17 protein-coding genes and 1 pseudogene are annotated in these 18,347 nt (G+C 56.8%); 10 read left to right on the plus strand and 8 right to left on the minus strand.

From position 1 onward, the window contains the following. Window positions 1-3: 3 nt before the first annotated feature. A complete protein-coding gene (locus tag ACXLHR_RS08910) occupies window positions 4-978 on the minus strand; it encodes a glycosyltransferase family 8 protein (protein ID WP_458791110.1) in 975 nt (324 codons plus the stop codon). Window positions 979-1,044: 66 nt separating this feature from the next. Here ACXLHR_RS08910 and neuC point away from each other — a divergent pair, with 66 nt between their 5' ends. Genes neuC through ACXLHR_RS08925 form a run of 3 tightly spaced genes read left to right on the plus strand, consistent with a single transcriptional unit; the run spans window position 1,045 to window position 4,674 of the window. After that, window positions 1,045-2,166 (plus strand): UDP-N-acetylglucosamine 2-epimerase, encoded by a 1,122-nt coding sequence (gene neuC, locus ACXLHR_RS08915; protein WP_458791111.1) that lies wholly within the window; start codon window positions 1,045-1,047, stop codon window positions 2,164-2,166. Next, window positions 2,153-3,391: a 3-deoxy-D-manno-octulosonic acid transferase gene (locus tag ACXLHR_RS08920; protein WP_458791112.1), complete on the plus strand. Its 1,239-nt coding sequence runs from the start codon at window positions 2,153-2,155 to the stop codon at window positions 3,389-3,391. The genes neuC and ACXLHR_RS08920 overlap by 14 nt, the downstream gene beginning before the upstream one ends. Then, window positions 3,388-4,674, plus strand: coding sequence for a 3-deoxy-D-manno-octulosonic acid transferase (locus ACXLHR_RS08925; protein WP_458791113.1), 1,287 nt, complete (start codon window positions 3,388-3,390; stop codon window positions 4,672-4,674). Before ACXLHR_RS08920 ends, ACXLHR_RS08925 begins: the two co-directional genes overlap by 4 nt. Here ACXLHR_RS08925 and modC read toward each other — a convergent pair. The 4 genes and pseudogenes from modC to ACXLHR_RS08945 form a co-directional block, all read right to left on the minus strand. Then, complete coding sequence (gene modC / locus ACXLHR_RS08930; protein ID WP_458792511.1) at window positions 4,671-5,714, minus strand: molybdenum ABC transporter ATP-binding protein; 1,044 nt, start codon at window positions 5,712-5,714, stop codon at window positions 4,671-4,673. The two genes, ACXLHR_RS08925 and modC, sit on opposite strands and share 4 nt — an antisense overlap. Next, entirely contained in the window at window positions 5,711-6,373 is a 663-nt protein-coding gene (gene modB / locus ACXLHR_RS08935; RefSeq protein ID WP_458791114.1) for a molybdate ABC transporter permease subunit, read from the minus strand. The genes modC and modB overlap by 4 nt, the downstream gene beginning before the upstream one ends. Beyond that, a complete protein-coding gene (modA, locus tag ACXLHR_RS08940; RefSeq protein WP_458791115.1) occupies window positions 6,373-7,077 on the minus strand; it encodes a molybdate ABC transporter substrate-binding protein in 705 nt (234 codons plus the stop codon). Before modA ends, modB begins: the two co-directional genes overlap by 1 nt. Before the next feature lie 3 nt (window positions 7,078-7,080). Next, window positions 7,081-8,228, minus strand: a pseudogene (locus tag ACXLHR_RS08945) (acetoin utilization protein AcuC). Between the two features lie 33 nt (window positions 8,229-8,261). On the opposite strand from ACXLHR_RS08945, the gene ACXLHR_RS08950 reads away from it, so the two are divergent. The 4 genes from ACXLHR_RS08950 (at window position 8,262) to ptsP (ending at window position 12,809) form a co-directional block, all read left to right on the plus strand. Further along, on the plus strand, window positions 8,262-8,747 hold the full coding sequence (locus tag ACXLHR_RS08950; protein WP_458791116.1) for an NUDIX hydrolase: 486 nt from the start codon (window positions 8,262-8,264) through the stop codon (window positions 8,745-8,747). Between the two features lie 18 nt (window positions 8,748-8,765). Beyond that, on the plus strand, window positions 8,766-9,149 hold the full coding sequence (locus ACXLHR_RS08955; protein ID WP_458791117.1) for a DUF1178 family protein: 384 nt from the start codon (window positions 8,766-8,768) through the stop codon (window positions 9,147-9,149). 70 nt (window positions 9,150-9,219) lie between these two features. Then, window positions 9,220-10,455: an aspartate kinase gene (locus ACXLHR_RS08960; RefSeq protein WP_458791118.1), complete on the plus strand. Its 1,236-nt coding sequence runs from the start codon at window positions 9,220-9,222 to the stop codon at window positions 10,453-10,455. A 113-nt stretch (window positions 10,456-10,568) separates the two neighbouring features. After that, a complete protein-coding gene (gene ptsP / locus ACXLHR_RS08965; protein WP_458791119.1) occupies window positions 10,569-12,809 on the plus strand; it encodes a phosphoenolpyruvate--protein phosphotransferase in 2,241 nt (746 codons plus the stop codon). A gap of 150 nt (window positions 12,810-12,959) precedes the next feature. On the opposite strand, the gene ACXLHR_RS08970 is transcribed toward ptsP, so the two are convergent. Both ACXLHR_RS08970 and ACXLHR_RS08975 read right to left on the minus strand, forming a co-directional pair. Then, on the minus strand, window positions 12,960-13,733 hold the full coding sequence (locus ACXLHR_RS08970) for an EcsC family protein (RefSeq protein ID WP_458791120.1): 774 nt from the start codon (window positions 13,731-13,733) through the stop codon (window positions 12,960-12,962). Between the two features lie 197 nt (window positions 13,734-13,930). Continuing rightward, window positions 13,931-14,431 carry a GNAT family N-acetyltransferase gene (locus ACXLHR_RS08975; RefSeq protein ID WP_458792512.1) on the minus strand — a complete coding sequence of 167 codons (501 nt, stop codon included), beginning with the start codon at window positions 14,429-14,431 and terminating at the stop codon, window positions 13,931-13,933. Window positions 14,432-14,503: 72 nt separating this feature from the next. Between ACXLHR_RS08975 and ACXLHR_RS08980 the strand changes: the two genes are divergently transcribed. Further along, the gene (locus tag ACXLHR_RS08980; protein WP_458791121.1) at window positions 14,504-15,106 is read left to right on the plus strand and encodes a flavin reductase family protein; all 603 of its coding nucleotides are present in this window, start codon (window positions 14,504-14,506) and stop codon (window positions 15,104-15,106) included. Window positions 15,107-15,144: 38 nt separating this feature from the next. On the opposite strand, the gene ACXLHR_RS08985 is transcribed toward ACXLHR_RS08980, so the two are convergent. Further along, complete coding sequence (locus ACXLHR_RS08985; RefSeq protein WP_458791122.1) at window positions 15,145-16,761, minus strand: SulP family inorganic anion transporter; 1,617 nt, start codon at window positions 16,759-16,761, stop codon at window positions 15,145-15,147. 134 nt (window positions 16,762-16,895) lie between these two features. On the opposite strand from ACXLHR_RS08985, the gene ACXLHR_RS08990 reads away from it, so the two are divergent. Together ACXLHR_RS08990 and ACXLHR_RS08995 are read left to right on the plus strand one after the other, a co-directional pair. After that, on the plus strand, window positions 16,896-17,762 hold the full coding sequence (locus ACXLHR_RS08990; RefSeq protein WP_458791123.1) for an S-methyl-5'-thioadenosine phosphorylase: 867 nt from the start codon (window positions 16,896-16,898) through the stop codon (window positions 17,760-17,762). A 9-nt stretch (window positions 17,763-17,771) separates the two neighbouring features. Then, a complete protein-coding gene (locus ACXLHR_RS08995) occupies window positions 17,772-18,302 on the plus strand; it encodes an adenine phosphoribosyltransferase (RefSeq protein ID WP_458791124.1) in 531 nt (176 codons plus the stop codon). Window positions 18,303-18,347 lie beyond the last annotated feature (45 nt).

The raw sequence follows: 18,347 nt of genomic DNA on the forward strand, positions 1-18,347 counted from the left end.
CGCTTACTTAGGCCGCTTCACGCTCATAATATCACTGCCATAATGCGCCATCAGCTGCGCAAAAACAGGCACCTTGCCGATGTGATGCACCAGTGTCGCAATCACTGACCACTTGTCAAACTGGCGGGTCGGCAAAGGCACATCCAACGCGGGAAAATGGGCCTTCAAAAATCTGTACGCCAAGGCGCGATAACGCAAAGGCATCCCCTTCGCATGCGCAGACCACGGCTTTGCAATGCCTACAAAATGCAAGATCTGAACATCAACGTAGACTTCCAACATCGGGCGCACGGCCGCCCATTGCCAATTCCACACGGGATGTAACCCAGCCCAGTTTCCAACTAACGCCAAGTTTAATAGCGTTTGATCAAAATGAATTTTCTCGGGATTATTTTCAGCGGCGACCCGCAAACACGCGTCCAAAACGCCCTGCGCCAGAAATGCCTGACAATCGATCAACAACACACCAGAGTTGAAATAGGGCCCGTTCACGCCCAGCCCTGCTTGATCTGGCGTAGGCTTACCCGGGTATTTCCACTTCATGTTATCCGACACCGCACCGATGGGCGCATCACCCAAATCAATGTCGAAAACCTCAGAGATCGCCGTGCCGACAACCATAATATCGCAATCCAGATACAAAATCCGGTCGTAGTCTTCGACAAACGCGGCAGGCAGCGCCAGCCGTACATACGCCGCCAGCGAAAACCGATCTGTGGTGCGCAGCCCGTCAAACACATCGCCAACCGCAATCTGGCAAAACCGGACCTCATCACGACGTAGCACCTCTGGCAGAACCAGCGGATCCAACGAAACCACACAAATATCAAAGTCAGGGCGCGGGTTACTGCGCAACAATGTATCAATAGTCAGTGCCGCATAGGGCAAGTATTTCGCATCGCAACATAACACGACCGACTTACGGTGCAGGGCAGAGCGGCTTTGCGCGACGATAGAAATTTCCACAATATACCTCAAAGGGTTTTGTATTTCGTTACCATAGCATATGAACTTAGAAAAGGCGGTAAGGGCTGCGAGTAAATCATGAGTAAATCCATCCTCTTCGTTACCGGCACCCGTGCTGACTTTGGCAAAATGGAACCACTCGCCATCGCTGCGCGTGATGCGGGGTTCAGCGTTTTGTTCTTCGTGACGGGTATGCACATGCTGGACCGCTACGGGCTGACAAAACTCGAAGTCCACCGGACGGCAGGCGTCACTGTGCACGAATTCCTGAACCAGCGCGCCGGTGATCCACAAGACATGATCCTTGCCAAAACCGTGACCGGCTTTTCGGATTTCGTCTTTGAACACAAACCAGACCTGGTTGTGATTCACGGCGACCGCGTCGAAGCCCTCGCCTGCGCGCTCGTCTGCGCGACAAACTATATTCGCTGCGCCCATGTCGAAGGCGGCGAAGTGTCTGGCACCATTGATGAAATCTACCGTCATTGTAATTCGAAACTGGCCAGCCACCATTTTGTTTCTTCACAAGACGCCGCCAATCGGGTCATGGCACTGGGTGAAGACGCCGCTAAAATTCACGCTATCGGCTCGCCCGAGCTCGACTTTCACAGCCAGAATTCCGGGGTCAGCATCGCAGAGGTGCGCCAACGCTACGCACTGCCCGACGGCGAATTTGGCATCTGTATTTTCCACCCCGTCACATCAGAATCCGACACAATGGGTGCGCAAGCCCGCGCCCTTTTTGACGCCATGACGGCATCGGGACGCAACTTTGTTCTCATCGCCCCCAACAATGACCCCGGCTCGACAGACATTTTTGCCGCTATAGACGCTCTGCCAAAAGACCGCTTTCGAGTGCTGCCTTCCATGCGATTTGCACATTTCTCGGAACTGATGAAAAATGCCGCTGCCATGATAGGTAACTCGTCGGCTGGTGTCCGCGAAGCCCCATTCATCGGCCTCCCCTCCCTCGACATCGGGTCTCGCCAAACCAACCGCGCAAAATCACCTTCCGTCTTTTTCGCCGATGCAAAAGAGACTGCCAAAATTCGCGATTTTCTCGACATCCAATGGGGTAAGTCCTATCCGCGCGACGACGGGTTCGGCGGCGGCAGTGCTGCGCAACGCTTCGCAGATGTCATCAGCGACACCGCCTTCTGGGCCGGCAGCCTGCAAAAGACGTTCCATGACGCTGGCTAAACCCGCGTTGCTGCGGCTCTACCTCTGCGCCCGTCATGTCATCCCGCTCGTAGCCAAACCGCTCTTGAAAAAACGGCTTGCAAGGGGCAAGGAGCACCCCACCCGTTGGACCGAAAAACTGGGCCGTGCCTCGGCGGCGCGTCCCGACGGCCCGTTGATCTGGTTGCATGCCGTAGGCTTGGGCGAAGTACTTTCGCTACGCAGTCTTGTTCTCGCAATGAGCGACCTCGACCCCACCGCAAACTTCCTGATCACCTCGACCGCACTCTCATCCGCCAGTGGCATCGCGTCGCAAATGCCGCCGCGCACACAACATCAATTCCTGCCGCTTGACAGTCCCACCTATTTTGCCGCCTTCCTTGATCACTGGAAACCTGACCTGGTGATCTGGGCGGAACAAGATATCTGGCCGGGCCTTATCCACGACATTCACCAGCGCGCCATCCCGCAAGCCCTCATCAACGCGCGCATGAATAAAGCCTCCTACGGCAGACACGTCAAAGCGCAGTCCCTCTATGCATCCGCGTTTCAACGCATGGCTTTGATAAGCGCCCAAGACCACGAAACAGCAATACATCTTAAAAAACTCGGTGCTTCTGCGCCAATCACGCTGAATAACGCCCTAAAGTCAGCAGCCCCACCGCTCGACTGCGATCCTTGCGACCTCAAAACCCTTCAACGCGCGACCAAAAACCGACGCGTCTGGATCTGTGCACCGGCACACGCACCCGAAATTGCACTCGCAATAGACGCGCATAAATCACTACACGCCCAAGACCCGACCGCACTGTTGATCATCGCGCCGCGCAACCTCGATACCCCGCTGCCCGAAAATCTGCCACGACGCAGCGCAGGCCAACACCCCGACGGCCCCATTTGGATCGCTGATACACTCGGCGAAATGGGCTTATTCTACCGGCTTGCCGACACGGCGCTGATTGGCGGCACCTTCAACGACACTCAAGGGCACTCACCTTGGGAAGCGGCCAGCCTCGGCTGCGCGATCCTGCACGGCCCGAACACCGCCAACTTTGCAGAGGCTTACGGCGCGCTCGATCGCAATCGGGCCGCGCTTCTTGTCGCCACCTCGACCGACATCTCCGACGCCCTGCTTCATGCAAATCGCGGTGCACTGACAAAAAACGCAAACGACCTTGCGGCCCAATCCCGCACCGAGATCATTGTGCTCGCGAAATCTCTGCTCCAATTGAAAGCCTTGCCATGATCCGTTGGCCCGATCCAATCCTCCGCGTGGCCCTTTGGCTCTACGAAGCACTCTGGATCATCCTCATCCCCCTCATCTACCTTTACCTGCGCAAACGCGGCAAACGCGACCCGCTCTACGCCGAACATATCGGCGAAAGGTTCGGCCACTACGCATCGTCACTCAAAGGCGCGGTCTGGGTCCACGCTGTCAGCCTTGGCGAAATGCGCTCCGCCACGCCTCTCGTCCGCGCCCTTCTCGCGCGCGGAGATACCGTCATCACAACACACTTTACCCCCGCAGGGCGGCGCGAAGCCTTACGCGAATTCGGCCCTGAAATCGCAGCGGGCCACCTGCAAGCCCTCTGGGTGCCGTTTGAAACCCGCGCTGCTTATCGCCGCTTCATACGCGCGTTCCGACCACGGCTGGGTTTGGTCATGGAAATAGAAGTCTGGCCAATGATGATCACAATGGCCCGTAAATCCGGCACCCCTCTGTATATGTGTAACGCCCAATATCCAGTAAAAAGCTTTATAAAAGACAAACGCGGCCTCAAATTACGCGCCCGTCTTTTTGCAGGCTTTGCCGGTGGCTTTGTCAAATCATATGACCAAAAATCGCGGCTTGCAGAGGCGGGGCTGCAAAACATCCACGTCACCGGCGAATTGCGTTTTGACCAACCGATCCCGCAATCCCACCTCGACGCGGCCGGAATCGCACGCCCGACCCTAAGCAACGGACGCGAGGTCATCACCCTCACAAGCGTGGTAGAAGGCGAAGACGAGATCTACATCAACCTAATAAAATCTGCCCCAAAACCACTCTACATCTATGTTCCCCGCGCCCCCGAACGCTTCGACGAAGTCTCGGACATGCTTGACGCAGCAGGGTTGAAAACCGCCCGCCGCTCAATCGCGCTCGCCTCCGACCTGACGCTCAGAGATGCAATCGACTGCGATGTGCTTCTCGGTGATAGTATGGGCGAAATGTACTTTTATCTCGGGCTATGCGACCGCGCGATTGTCGGTGGTGGCTTTGTGCCTAAGGGCGCGCATAACATCATCGAGCCGCTTGCATTGCGCAAACCGGTCATCGTCGGCCCGCATATCTGGACGATCACCTACCCCGTCGTCGAGGCGATAGCCGCCGGCGTTTGCACCATGACACCCACGCCGGACGACCTGCGGCAAGCCGTGATCAATCCGCCAGCGATCACGGACGCTCAAATCTCACAATTCTATGCTGAACATGCAGGCAGCGTCGCGCGCACACTCGCGGCAATCGACGCACTGCACCCACATTAATGCGCCACGATTTCAGGGGCCACCACTGTCGCCTTGATAATCGCAAAAATTTGCGCGCCCACGACCAGCTCCATTTCTCGAAAACTGGCCTTGGTAATCCGCGCCAGTAACGGCGTCTCGCCCGCCATCAACCCGACGGCAACCCCCGATCCATCGCCAATTTCTAAAGCACTCACTGTCACGGGCAACACATTGCGCGCCGAAATCTGCTGCGGCGCAACACGCGCCAAAATCACATCCTGGGTCGGAATACGCACACGAATATTCTGCCCCACGCGCCCGACCAGTCCCGACAAAACCAACCGCCCGCCTTCAAATTCCAGCACCGTCAATCCATCCTCGTCTTCATGTGCGACAACCGTGGCTAGCAAAACCGCGCCCGCATCGCGCGCGCCCAATAACGGCACCGACGCCGGATGCGACAGCACATCACCCAATGCACCCGCACGCACAACACGGCCCTGATCCAACACCACAATCGTATTTGCCAGCCGTGCGACCTCGGACATATCATGACTGACATAAATCATCGGCACTTCGACCTCGTCACGCAATCGCTCGAGATACGGCAAGATCTCTGCCTTTCTCGGCGCATCGAGCGCGGCCAACGGTTCGTCCAACAACAACATCGCGGGATTGCTCATCAAAGCACGTCCCAAGGCGACCCGCTGCTTTTCCCCGCCAGATAGCGCCGCAGGATAGCGCGCCAACAATGCTCCTAGTCCCAACATATCAATCAACCGCGCACGATCATGCGCGCCGCCGTAAACAAGGTTTTGCGCGACCGTCATGTGCGGAAATAACCGTGCCTCCTGAAAAACATAGCCCAGCCGCCTTTGATGGACGGGCACATCAATTAACTCACGGCCGTTAACCACAATACTGCCTGCGTCCGGCTGAACCAGCCCCGCAATCGCGTTGATCAACGTCGTCTTCCCTGACCCTGACCGGCCGAAAACCGCAGTCACGCCACCCGGCGCATCAAACTCGACGTCGAGCCTGAAGTCCGCCAAAACCTTTTTAACCCGCACCGCAATCATCGCACGGCCATCCTGCGCGCCAACCATTCCGACGCGACCAAGGCCCCCATCGCCAAAGCAACCGAAATCACCACCAAAACCACAACCGCGCGTTCCTGTCCGGGTACCTGCAGCAAACCGTAAATCGCCGACGGGATCGTCTGGGTCTGCCCGGGGATGGCGGCCACAAACGTGATCGTCGCCCCGAACTCGCCAAGCGCCTTGGCAAAGCCAAGAACGGCCCCCGCTACAATCGCAGGTGCGACCAAGGGCAATGTGACGGTGCGTAGCACCCGCACCTCTGACGCGCCCAGTGTGCGCGCCGCATCTTCCAACCCTGCGTCCACCGCCTCGAAACCCAACCGGATCGCCCGCACCATCAACGGAAATCCCATAATTGCCGCAGCCAGCGCCGCCCCGGTCCAGCGAAACGCCAATGTGATCCCGAACCACTCAAACAACGCCGCACCGACGACACCTGACTTACCAAACACCACCAATAGTAAATATCCGGTGACCACAGGCGGCAAAACGAGAGGCAAATGCACCAAACCGTTCAACACCGCATGACCGTAAAACGATTTCCGTGCCAGAATATGCGCGACCCAAATCGCCAACGGCAAGGCACAAACCGTCGCCACCGCCGACACGCGCAAACTCAAGAAAACCGCGTCCCACATCAATTGCCCACCGGCAAATACCCGAAATCGGCCAAAATCGCCTGCCCCTGTGGCCCGCGCAACGCATCCCAAAAGGCTTGTCCGCCAGTGTTTTGCGTCACAACACCTCCGATATACCGTATCGGCGCATGGCTCTGCGCGGGAAATCTGGCAACAACACGCACGTTTTCTGACGCCTCTGCATCCGTTGCATAAACCACCCCAAACGGCGTCTCTCCGCGCGCCACCAACACAAGCGCCGCGCGCACATTATCCACCTCGGCCAAGCGTCCGCTCAGATCATCCCATAGACCTAAACTCTCGAATCCTTCACGCCCGTAAATTCCCGCAGGTACTGACGCCGTCGCCCCGATCGCCAAACGCCCGGCGCCTAACGCCGCTGGTAAATCCGCAAAATCCACATCCGCAGCCCCCGCAGGCCCGATCAACACCAGCGCGTTACTTGCGAAATCCGCGACATCCTGCACCATCGGCAAAACGTCCATCCATTCCGCATTTGCCAACAAAACGACATCCGCTGGCGCACCATTCTGGATCTGCCGAGCAAGCGCGCCACTCCCCCCATATGACACAACAACATCGCCCAGCGTGGCAGCCAAGGCGTCAACAGGTTCTTTCAGACTTGCCGCCGCGAACACAACGACAGGCTCGGCCTGAACCGCGCCCGCACCAAGTGCCAAGCACACAGAAAATACATATCTCATGATTTAACCTTCTGTTAAAACCGCCCGCGCCTGCACAACTATGGCCCTGACCTCATCCGATATCACACCCCTACGCGGGGCGTCACGCAAAGTCGTGATCCAATGAGGTTTTGCAAACTTTTCACCCATTGGCCCCTGCCAGCGCAAGGCCCGCAAAATATCCTGCGCCGCGTCAGGCAAAACGTCAGGTATTTCACAGCCGTTCAACGTGGCCCAAACGCCCGCCCATAAACGGCCCACCGACCAAGGATTGTAACCACCGCCACCCGTCACCAAATATCGTGGCGACATTGTCCGCAACGCCGCGACAACCGCCCAATGCGCGTTATTCGACAAGGCCATACGCGACTGGGGGTCCTCTAAACAGCGTCGGCACCACACTGCAAAACAATCGCATCCGGCTTAAATCTCTGCACCGCCGGCAAAATCACAGCGTCCCGCACCAGTGCAAACTCGTCATCATTACAGCCGCGCGGCATCGGCACATTCAACATATTGCCGACCCCCACATCTGTCACCGCACCTGTGCGCGGCCAACGATCTTTTTCATGAACCGACACGAGCAAAGTATCGGGATCTTGCGCAAAACCTTCTGCCACACCGTCACAATGATGTGCGTCAATATCCACATAGGCAATCCGCACTGCACCATTGCGACGCAACGACTGGATCGCCAACACCGGATCATTCAGAAAACAAAACCCGTTGGCGCGATCAGGCATGGCATGATGTGTGCCACACCCCGGTGCATAGATCACACCGCCACGGCACAACAATTCCCCCGCCAGCAACGCAGCCCCCGCAGATGTGGCGGGCCTGCGGTACATCTCGGAAAACACCGGATTTGACGGCGTGCCTAAGGCATGGCGCTGGCGCACCGCTTCGGAAACCTGCTGCGCGCGCTCTGCGGCCACCAACGCGGCAATATACTCCGCTGTATGAAACCCCGTTAGCGCCGCAGGCTTGGCCATCGGCGCATTTACATATTGCGCACGGGGCAACCACCCCAGAGCACGGGTCAAATCCAACACCGTCGACACACGCGGCACCCGCAAAGGATGCCAATCGCCATAATGCGAATGACGATAAATCTCGGATGCGATCATTCGCGGGGTTGCCTGCGCGGCTGGGGCGTGGAAGCTTAGGGACATAAAAGGGATTTATCCCGCCTGCGGATAATTACCATGCCTAAACTACCAAAAAAACCAGTCCCTCTAAAGCTGCGCAGCGGTGGCAAAACCGATGTGCGCGCCCAACTCGCCGCTCTTTGCTACCGCTACAAGGACGACAAGCTTCAAATCTGTCTTGTCACAACACGTGGATCAGGGCGTTGGATCGTGCCGCGCGGCTGGCCCATGCACAAACTCACCCCCTCTGACGCCGCCGCCGTCGAAGCCCAAGAAGAAGCAGGGCTTACCGGAACCGTGCACCCCAATAGCATCGGCGCCTATAGCTACGACAAACCGCTCGACGATGGGGTCACCCCCGTTATGGTCATGGTCTACGCCCTTCATGTCACAAACGCGGCCAAAGACTGGCCCGAGAAAAAACAACGCGACCGCAAGTGGATGTCCCCCAAGAAAGCGGCCAGCTTGCTGGACGAATTAGGCCTGCGACAAATCGTGGCCACCTTTGACCCGACACGCTTGCATGTTGCACAACCGTCATAACCCGCTAATTATCTAGATATGATTAAATTCACCCTCTCCTGCGACAAAACCCATAGCTTTACATCGTGGTTCAAATCCAACGATGCCTGCGACACACTGCTGTCCAAAGGCATGGTTGAATGCACAACCTGCGGATCAAACACGATCCGCAAAACCCTGATGACGCCCTCGGTCGCGACAAAATCCGGCCCGACAGAGATTGAGAAACTCAAAAACGAAATCGAAACCAAATCCGAATATGTCGGCACAAAATTCGCACTTCGCGCGCGCGAAATGAATAGCGGCACAACGCCGCAAAAGCCGATCTACGGCGAAGCGACCGCCGCCGAGGCCCGCGCGTTAATCAAAGACGGCATTCCTGTGCTGCCCTTGCCATTTATCCCAACCAAAAAACTGCATTAACACCTTCCGCCCTTGCAGATGTGCACTGTCCATCATAACAAACCCGCGAAATAATCAACAAGGCGCGGACATGCCAATACTTGTGATGAAATTCGGCGGAACCTCCGTCGCCAATCTCGACCGGATCGCACGGGCCGCCAAACGCGTGGCTTATGAGGTGGCCCAAGGCTATGACGTCATCGTCATCGTCTCTGCCATGTCGGGCAAAACCAATGAAATGGTCGGCTGGGTTTCGGAAACCTCACCGCTCTACGATGCGCGCGAATACGACGCGGTTGTGTCCTCTGGCGAAAACGTCACGGCGGGCCTCATGGCGCTGCGCTTGCAAGAAATGGATATTCCCGCGCGCAGCTGGCAAGGCTGGCAAGTGCCGGTAAAAACCACATCTGCACATTCCTCCGCGCGTATCAAAGAGATCCCGTGCGCTAACATCATTTCCAAATTCGGCGAGGGAATGCGCGTCGCTGTCGTCGCAGGATTCCAAGGCATTAGCGAAGAAGGGCGGATCACGACACTCGGGCGTGGCGGATCCGACACCACTGCCGTGGCTTTCGCCGCAGCCTTCGGAGCAGAGCGTTGCGACATCTACACAGACGTCGACGGGGTCTACACAACCGACCCGCGCATCACATCCAAAGCACGCAAGCTCGATAGAATTTCGTATGAGGAAATGCTGGAACTGGCGTCCTTAGGCGCAAAAGTTCTGCAAACCCGCTCTGTTGAACTCGCGATGCGGTTCAAAGTACGCCTGCGCGTGTTATCATCATTTGAAGAACCATCGGACACAGCAGGCACGCTGGTCTGCTATGAGGAGGAAATCATGGAATCCAAAGCCGTGGCCGGTGTGGCCTATTCCCGCGACGAGGCAAAAATGACACTGCTGTCCGTGGCCGACCGCCCTGGGATCGCTGCCGCGATCTTTGGCCCACTGGCGGATTCAGGCGTGAACGTCGACATGATCGTGCAGAACATCTCGGAAGACGGGCGCACGGATATGACATTTTCCTGCCCTGTCGACCAAGTGCTGCGTGCCCAAAAAGCGATGGAAGCCGCAAAAGCCGCCAATAACATCAACTACGCCGAACTGATCACCGACGAAGGCGTCGCAAAAATCTCGATTGTCGGCATCGGCATGCGCAGCCACGCAGGGGTCGCCGCGAAAATGTTCGCCGTACTTCGCGACGAAAACATTAACATCAAAATCATCACCACATCCGAAATCAAAGTTTCCGTGCTGATCGACCGCAAATACATGGAACTCGCTGTGCAAGCGCTGCACGACGCTTTTGATCTCGACAAAAACTGACGCCCTTGGCGTGGCCGCCACGTCGACTTAGGCCACGCCAGACACCTGAAAGTTGTAAATTGCCCTTCCCCTATGGGGCGGCGCGGCGTAAACAACATTATATAGGGGGCGCCATGCCAGAACGGGTCGATTCAGAAAGCCGAAAACTATTAGGCCGCCTGCGCACCGCGCTTGCGGTCAGCGGCGAAGGACAAGCGCGGCTGAACAAAGTCGTCGAAATTATCGCAGATTCGATGCGCGCCGACGTTTGCTCAATCTACCTGTTTCGTGACGCAGACACGCTTGAACTCTGCGCTACCCAAGGGCTCGACCCCGAAGCGGTACACCAAACACGGCTTCGCCTTTCCGAAGGACTTGTCGGGCGCACCGCGCGTTTGCGCCGCGTGATCAACACCGCAGACGCCCCTAATGCGCGCGGTTTTCGCTATATGGCCGAAACTGGCGAAGAACGGTACTCGTCGTTCTGCGGCGTCCCGATCCAACGCTTGGGCGACGCGCTCGGCGTGCTTGTGGTGCAATCCAAAGCGGCGCTTACATTCTCTGCCGACGAGGTCTACGCCCTCGAGGTGGTCGCCATGGTGATCGCCGAAATGACCGAACTGGGGGCCTTTGTCGGCGAAGGGGCTGCGCTCATGGCGCGACACACACAGCCGGTTCTGTTCCGCGGCTCTATAGGGCAAGAGGGTGCATCAGAGGGAAATGTATTCCTGCACGAGCCCCGCGTCGTTGTCACCAACCCGATTTCCGACGATCCCGACGTTGAACTTGCGCGGCTGCGCGAGGGCGTCGAGACCCTGCGCGTCGGGCTCGACGACCTGCTGTCCGGTAACGCAAGCACCGACGCCGAACAGAAAAAAGTCTTTGAATCCTACCGCATGTTCGCCAACTCGCGCTCATGGCTCAAACGCATGGAGGACGATGTCGAAAACGGCCTCTCCGCCGAAGCCGCTGTTGAGAAAGAACAATCTCTGGCGCGCACAAGGCTCTCGGCAGCAGGCGACGCCTATATGCGTGAACGCCTGTCCGACCTCGACGACCTCTCGAACCGGCTTCTGCGCATCCTCACAGGCCAAGGCGCAAATACCGCCGACATGCCCGACAACCCGATCCTAGTAGCGCGCAACATCGGCCCCGGCGAACTGCTGGAATACGGCAAAGCGCTCAAAGGCATCGTGCTCGAAGAAGGCTCCGTGGGCAGCCACGCCACCATCGTCGCGCGCGCTTGGGCAATTCCGCTGGTCATTAACGCCAAAGGCATCACCCGCGAAGCCCTCAACGGTGACACCATTCTGGTCGACGGCGAACAAGGCTTTGCACATCTGCGGCCCGACGACGACGTGCAAAAAGCGTTTAAAGACAAAATCGCTATGCAAACCGCGGCGCAAGCACGCTATGCATCGATCCGCGACCTACCCGCCATGACCAAAGACGGCACAACCATTTCGATGCAAATGAATGCCGGCCTCATGGCGGACCTCCCGTCACTGGCGGGCTCTGGCGCGCAAGGCGTGGGGTTGTTCCGGACCGAATTACAATTCCTCGTGCGCAATAAAATGCCACGGCGCGGCGAGCTTTCGGCGCTCTATACGCGGGTTCTGGATGCGGCAAACGGCAAGCCCGTGGCCTTCCGCACGCTCGACATCGGCTCTGACAAAGTGCTGCCCTATATGAAAGCGAACGACGAGCCTAACCCCGCAATGGGCTGGCGCGCAATCCGCGTGGGTCTCGATAAACCGGGCGTTTTGCGGATGCAGTTACAAGCACTGGTGCGTGCGGCCAACGGCGGACCGCTCTCGATCATGTTCCCGTTCATCGCACAATACGGCGAATTCACCCAAGCCAAGGCCGAGATAGACAAGGCACTGGCACGCGAGGTCAAACTGAAAAATCCGCTGCCCTCAGACCTGCGCATCGGCGCAATGCTGGAAACCCCGTCGCTCGCCTTTGCGCCTGACGCATTCTATAGCGAAGTCGACTTTCTCTCGGTTGGCGGCAACGATCTCAAACAATTCTTCTTTGCCGCCGACCGCGAAAACGAACGGGTGCGCAAACGCTACGACACCCTCAACCCCGCCTTCCTGCTGTTCCTGCAAGGCATCGTCGAACGCTGCAAACGCTTCGACACACCGCTGTCATTCTGCGGCGAAGACGCAGGACGCCCGATCGAGGCGCTCTGCTTTGCCGCCATCGGCTTTCGCACACTTTCCATGCGCCCCGCCTCGGTTGGCCCTGTCAAACACCTGCTACGACGCGTTGATCTGAACGAAGTACGCAACATCATCGACAAATCCATCGCCAACGGCGACGCCTCCGTTAGACGCGCCGTCGCTGACTGGCTGGTCTATCAAGTTTAACCAAAAACGGCGTTACGGTGCTCTAAACTGGCAGTCTCGCGCTGATGAAAGGACCGATTTGTCCTTTGCCCGCATCGGAAGCTTTTTCATTTCAAGACGCTTGCTTGCGATTGGTATATGCAGCACCCTGCGAAAATAGCGCGTTTCGCCCTATGCACTGGCCTTGGGCAACGCTTTCGCCGCCAACTCGGCATGAAACACGTCCAACACACGCGTTTCACCATGTTCGCGAGCAAGTTTTCGCAGCCCGAAATGCACATGTGCCATCGACACATAATAGTCGGTAAAGGCATAATTCGTGCCAGCCCCCGCCGCCGCACCCAATATCGGCACGGCCTGCGACGCCAGCTTTTGCGACAAAACAGCAGCGAATCGAGGCGCGACCTTGCCCAACAATCCATGCACCGCCGCGCCGGTTAGCCCAATGCGCGCACCAAAAAACGACGTATTCACCCCGTCATCGTCCGAACCCGGACCACCTGCGCCAAATACCGCCAAACACTCCAAACGCACAGCCTCGTCATTCGGGTCCTCGCCATGCTGCTCTGCCACGCCCTGCACCGCGCGAAAAATTACCGTGGTAGCAAATGGCAATTCTGCAAGCGCCGTGGGCAACCCGCCCAATCCGCCCAGCGCGCCCGTCAAAACACTCATCGCACGATGCGTATTATCGGACCCGACATAGCGCGACCGCGATTTCGCAGCGGCCGTATAACTGGCGGTCAGCGCCCGTCTTGCAACCTTATCGATCTGATCGCGGGTCCCAGCCGGCAGCAACTTCAACCCGTCTTCAACCTGCCCACCAACAAAATTGATCGCCTTCATCATCACACCATTGGCGCGACGCTGACGCAAAACCAGCGCCGTAATCTGCGCGCGGGCATCGTCCGTTAGTTCCTCGGTGGGTATGATTTCAAAGCTCATTTACGCAACATGGGCAATCTCAAACGCATTTTCAATCCATACTTAAAAAACTTGCGCACTCGGCGGCAATCAACGCAAGCCCATCGAATGTCACCACTTACACCATAATTCACGACATCAAACGGTCATCGCCCCTCAGGCCAAACCTGATGTCCACGTACACGCGGTATTACAATGCAAAAAGCCTTCTCCACGCGTCACGTATCCCACTTGCAAACATCACCCATAACGCCGTCCCAGGCCCCATCGCGCAACGCAATGCCTAACACACGGTCCGGGTTGGTCGGAGGCGGCATCACAACACCCTGCAAACAGGTAAACCCGTAGCGATTGTAATACGCGCGGTCACCCACAAGCATCACACGGCCCCACCCCTGCTTTCGCGCGGCCGCGAGACTGCGATACATCAACAGCGCCGCCAATCCTTCACCTTGCCGCGTCGGGTGCACAGCGACGGGACCCAATAACGCCACATCATGCCCGCCGACACGCACAGGCCAATATCTGATTGCACCAGCCAGGACCCCTAGACCGTCACGCGCCGTGAAACACAGCGGCGCAATCGGCGGCACATCATCGCGCAACCGATAAGACGAAAGTGCCCCGCGACCCGGTGCAAAACACAAATCGTAAATTGCCTCAACCTCCCACCAATCATCCTTGATCTCGGGGGTCAAAGTTATCGCTTCTGCCGTCATATGCACTCAACTCTGGTCATTCTGTTTACCCAAAGCTAACCGTAGTGAAAGCTAACGAAAAGGCACGAAAACATGTTTTATCAACCAAAAGACGGGCACGGTCTACCTCACAACCCCTTCAATGCAATTGTCACACCGCGCCCCATCGGCTGGATCGGGACACGCGGTGCAAACGGACGCGATAACCTCGCACCTTACTCTTTCTTCAACGCAGTGGCCTACACACCACCACAAGTCATGTTCGCCTCAACTGCTACAAAACCGGATCGCGCAGACACCAAGGACAGCCTCGCCAATATCCGTGAGACAGGTGTCTTTTCCGTTAACATCGTCTCGTTTTTGTTGCGCGACGCAATGAACCAGACGTCGGGCGCTTGGGACAAAGATACTGACGAATTCGACCTCGCTCACTTGGCGAAAGCACAGTGCGACACAATCGATTGTGCCCGGGTTGCAGAGGCACCAGCCACCTTAGAATGTAAGGCAACACAAATTATTCCCCTTGAAGGGACCTCGAATTTCGCGATTTTCGGCGAAGTCACCGGCGTTCACATGCGCGACGACTGCATGACAAACGGCCTGTTCGATGTCACCAAATTCAGCCTGCTAGCGCGGCTTGGGTATCACGATTACACCTGTGTCACCGAGACATTCAGCCTCAAACGTCCAACGTAAAACCGCATAGGACCCAGTCAACGCCAATGTGAACCAAATCAATGACTGCCCAAAATTCCAGTTCGCACGCCATAATCAACTGCAATTTCATAGTCAGGATCATCATCACTATCGACGATCAAGTGACCCGCTTTCGCCAAAAGCGTATGACAATCGCGCGATAAGTGACGCAGCTGAATTCGCTTACCCGCCGCCTCATATTTGCCAGCGACAGCTTCAATCGCTTGTAGCGCAGATTGGTCCACCACACGGCTTCCCTCAAAGTCAATAATCACCAGATCCGGATCAGTGTCGATCTTGAACAGCTCCGAAAAGCCTTCGCTCGATCCAAAAAACAGCGGCCCGTTAATCTTGTAAACCTTGGTTCCATCCGGCGTTTCATCCGTGCTGGCATAGATACGTTTGGCGTTGTTCCACGAATAAGCCAGCGCGGACACAATCACACCAATAACCACAGCCGTCGCGAGATCGGTCAGTACTGTGACAATCGTCACCAAAATCGTCACAAACGCATCCATTGGTGGCACTTTGCGCAGTATCGTCAACGAATTCCATGCGAAGGTCCCGATCACCACCATAAACATCACGCCAACCAAAGCGGCCAGCGGGATCTGTTCGATCAGGCCCGATGCAAACAGGATGAAGCACAACAAGAATAGCGATGCGACAATACCGGCCAGCCGCGTGCGGCCACCAGATTTTACGTTGATCATCGACTGACCAATCATGGCACATCCGCCCATGCCGCCAAAGACGCCAGTGACCGTATTGGCTATGCCCTGTGCAACGCATTCCTGCGACGCGCCGCCGCGCTTGCCCGTCATTTCACTTACAAGGTTCAACGTCAAAAGGCTTTCAATCAAACCAATTGCAGCCAAAATCAGTGAAAAAGGTAAAATAATCATCAGCGTTTCCCATGTGAATGGTACCGCTGGAATATGGAAGGTCGGCAGCCCCCCTTGGATAGATGCAAGATCACCAACCCGCGGAACATCAATCCCGAAACCGATCACGATCAAAGCAACAATCCCAATCCCTGCCAAAGGCGAAGGGATCGCAGTCGTAATGCGCGGCATCACCCAGATAATTGCCATGGTCAATGCCACCAGAACCAACATCAAAACCAATGGCATACCTGACAGCCATTCGCCGTTGGCCATGCCATGTCCTGCACTTTGCGCCGTCCCGGGCACCTGAAACTGCCCTAGTTGCGCCAGAAAAATTACAATCGCGAGACCGTTAACAAAGCCAAGCATCACAGGATGTGGCACAAGCCGAATAAACTTGCCCCAGTGCATGAACCCCACAAATATCTGTATCAAACCCATCAAAACAACGGTGGCGAACAAATACTCGACGCCGTGCAGCGCCACGAGTGAAACGATGACCACAGCCAAGGCACCCGTCGCCCCAGAAATCATCCCAGGACGCCCACCGATCAATGCCGTAATCAAACCAACAATGAACGCGGCATACAGGCCAACCAACGGATGTACCCCCGCTACAAACGCGAACGCCACCGCCTCTGGCACCAACGCCAAAGCAACCGTTAACCCCGACAAGACCTCGATTCGGACGCGCGCAATATCCATCGGCGCATTAGAATCACGCAATTGCAAATTGTCCGCAAAACGCGCCAATAGCTTTCTCGGCATAGGGAGCCCTAACTTTCAAATAACTTTTCGTCCCGCCACTACCAAGCAGCCTCTCGTTTGTCACCCCCGCAATCCAGTTGCACGCACGCCTTACTTGCCTCACATTGACATCGAAACGTGACGATTGGGTTAATATGAACACTTACCTCGGCATCATCGGCGGCTCTGGTCTTTATGAAATCCCGGGGTTGGATAACCCTATCTGGACGGTGGTGGACACACCTTGGGGGCCGCCCTCGGACGCGATTTTGACAGGCACGCTGCACGGCCTCCCCATCGCATTCCTACCACGCCACGGACGCGGGCACATTCACAGCCCGACAACCGTGCCTTACCGCGCAAACATCGACGCGCTCAAACGGCTTGGCGTGACCCACACGGTCAGCGTATCGGCCTGCGGCTCGTTCCGCGAACACCTTACCCCCGGCGATTTTGTGATCGTTGACCAATTCATCGACCGGACATTCGCACGCGAAAAATCCTTTTTCGGAACCGGTTGCGTCGCACATGTCAGCGTTGCGCATCCGACCTGCGCATCCCTCTCTGCATCTTGCTTGCGCGCGGGGCAAAGCGCAGGCGTCACCATGCATAACGGCGGCACCTACCTCGCAATGGAAGGGCCGCAATTCTCTTGCAAGGCCGAAAGCCACATGTATCGCGCATGGGGCTGCGACGTGATTGGGATGACCAACATGCCCGAAGCAAAACTCGCGCGCGAAGCCGAAATGCACTATGCAAGCATTGCGATGATCACCGACTTCGACAGTTGGCACCCCGACCACGGCGCAGTCGACGTCAGCGACGTGCTCAAAACCCTACACGGCAACGGAACCAAAGCACGCGACTTGGTGGTCAACCTTGCAAAGAACATGGCACAAAGCCGTCAACTCTGCGACGCAGGCTGCGACACGGCCCTTACCCACGCCATTATGACCGCCCCCGACAAAAGAGACCCCGATCTTCTCGCTAAACTCGACGCCATCGCTGGCCGCGTCCTTTAAGGAACTCTTATGAAAACTGTCAAAGATTACATTCGCACGATCCCCGACTTCCCGCACAAAGGAATCATGTTCCGCGATGTCACCACACTATTCTCCGATCCGCGCGGCTTCCGGATCGCCATCGACCAACTGCTTGCTCCTTACGCCGGCCAACCCATCGACAAGGTTGTGGGCCTCGAAGCACGCGGTTTTATCTTGGGCGGTGCCATAGCACACCAACTCGGCAAGGGTTTCATTCCCATTCGGAAAAAAGGCAAACTACCCGGCAAAACGTTTGAACAGACATACACCCTAGAATACGGCGAAGCGGTCATGGAAATACACGAAGACGCGCTTCACGCAGGTGAAAAAGTACTGATGGTGGATGACTTACTCGCAACAGGCGGTACAGCCGAAGCAGGCATAAAGCTGATCGAACGTATGGGGGCACAAGTCACTGGATGCGCATTTGTGATTGACCTTCCCGATCTGGGCGGTCGTGCACGGCTGGAAAAGTTGGGGATGGATGTGCACGCTCTGTGTTCATTTGAGGGCGACTAGGGGCGTTGCCCCTCGGCCTACGGCCTCACCCCAGAGTTTGACAGG

This window comes from Yoonia sp. MH D7 (assembly GCF_054439475.1).

Coding starts and splice junctions, on each gene's coding strand:
- neuC (WP_458791111.1), top strand. CDS start 1,045: ATGAGTAAATCCATCCTCTTCGTTACCGGCACCCGTGCTGACTTTGGC.
- ACXLHR_RS08920 (WP_458791112.1), top strand. CDS start 2,153: ATGACGCTGGCTAAACCCGCGTTGCTGCGGCTCTACCTCTGCGCCCGT.
- ACXLHR_RS08925 (WP_458791113.1), top strand. CDS start 3,388: ATGATCCGTTGGCCCGATCCAATCCTCCGCGTGGCCCTTTGGCTCTAC.
- modC (WP_458792511.1), bottom strand. CDS start 5,714: ATGATTGCGGTGCGGGTTAAAAAGGTTTTGGCGGACTTCAGGCTCGAC.
- modB (WP_458791114.1), bottom strand. CDS start 6,373: ATGTGGGACGCGGTTTTCTTGAGTTTGCGCGTGTCGGCGGTGGCGACG.
- modA (WP_458791115.1), bottom strand. CDS start 7,077: ATGAGATATGTATTTTCTGTGTGCTTGGCACTTGGTGCGGGCGCGGTT.
- ACXLHR_RS08950 (WP_458791116.1), top strand. CDS start 8,262: ATGCCTAAACTACCAAAAAAACCAGTCCCTCTAAAGCTGCGCAGCGGT.
- ACXLHR_RS08955 (WP_458791117.1), top strand. CDS start 8,766: ATGATTAAATTCACCCTCTCCTGCGACAAAACCCATAGCTTTACATCG.
- ACXLHR_RS08960 (WP_458791118.1), top strand. CDS start 9,220: ATGCCAATACTTGTGATGAAATTCGGCGGAACCTCCGTCGCCAATCTC.
- ptsP (WP_458791119.1), top strand. CDS start 10,569: ATGCCAGAACGGGTCGATTCAGAAAGCCGAAAACTATTAGGCCGCCTG.
- ACXLHR_RS08970 (WP_458791120.1), bottom strand. CDS start 13,733: ATGAGCTTTGAAATCATACCCACCGAGGAACTAACGGACGATGCCCGC.
- ACXLHR_RS08975 (WP_458792512.1), bottom strand. CDS start 14,431: ATGACGGCAGAAGCGATAACTTTGACCCCCGAGATCAAGGATGATTGG.
- ACXLHR_RS08980 (WP_458791121.1), top strand. CDS start 14,504: ATGTTTTATCAACCAAAAGACGGGCACGGTCTACCTCACAACCCCTTC.
- ACXLHR_RS08985 (WP_458791122.1), bottom strand. CDS start 16,761: ATGCCGAGAAAGCTATTGGCGCGTTTTGCGGACAATTTGCAATTGCGT.
- ACXLHR_RS08990 (WP_458791123.1), top strand. CDS start 16,896: ATGAACACTTACCTCGGCATCATCGGCGGCTCTGGTCTTTATGAAATC.
- ACXLHR_RS08995 (WP_458791124.1), top strand. CDS start 17,772: ATGAAAACTGTCAAAGATTACATTCGCACGATCCCCGACTTCCCGCAC.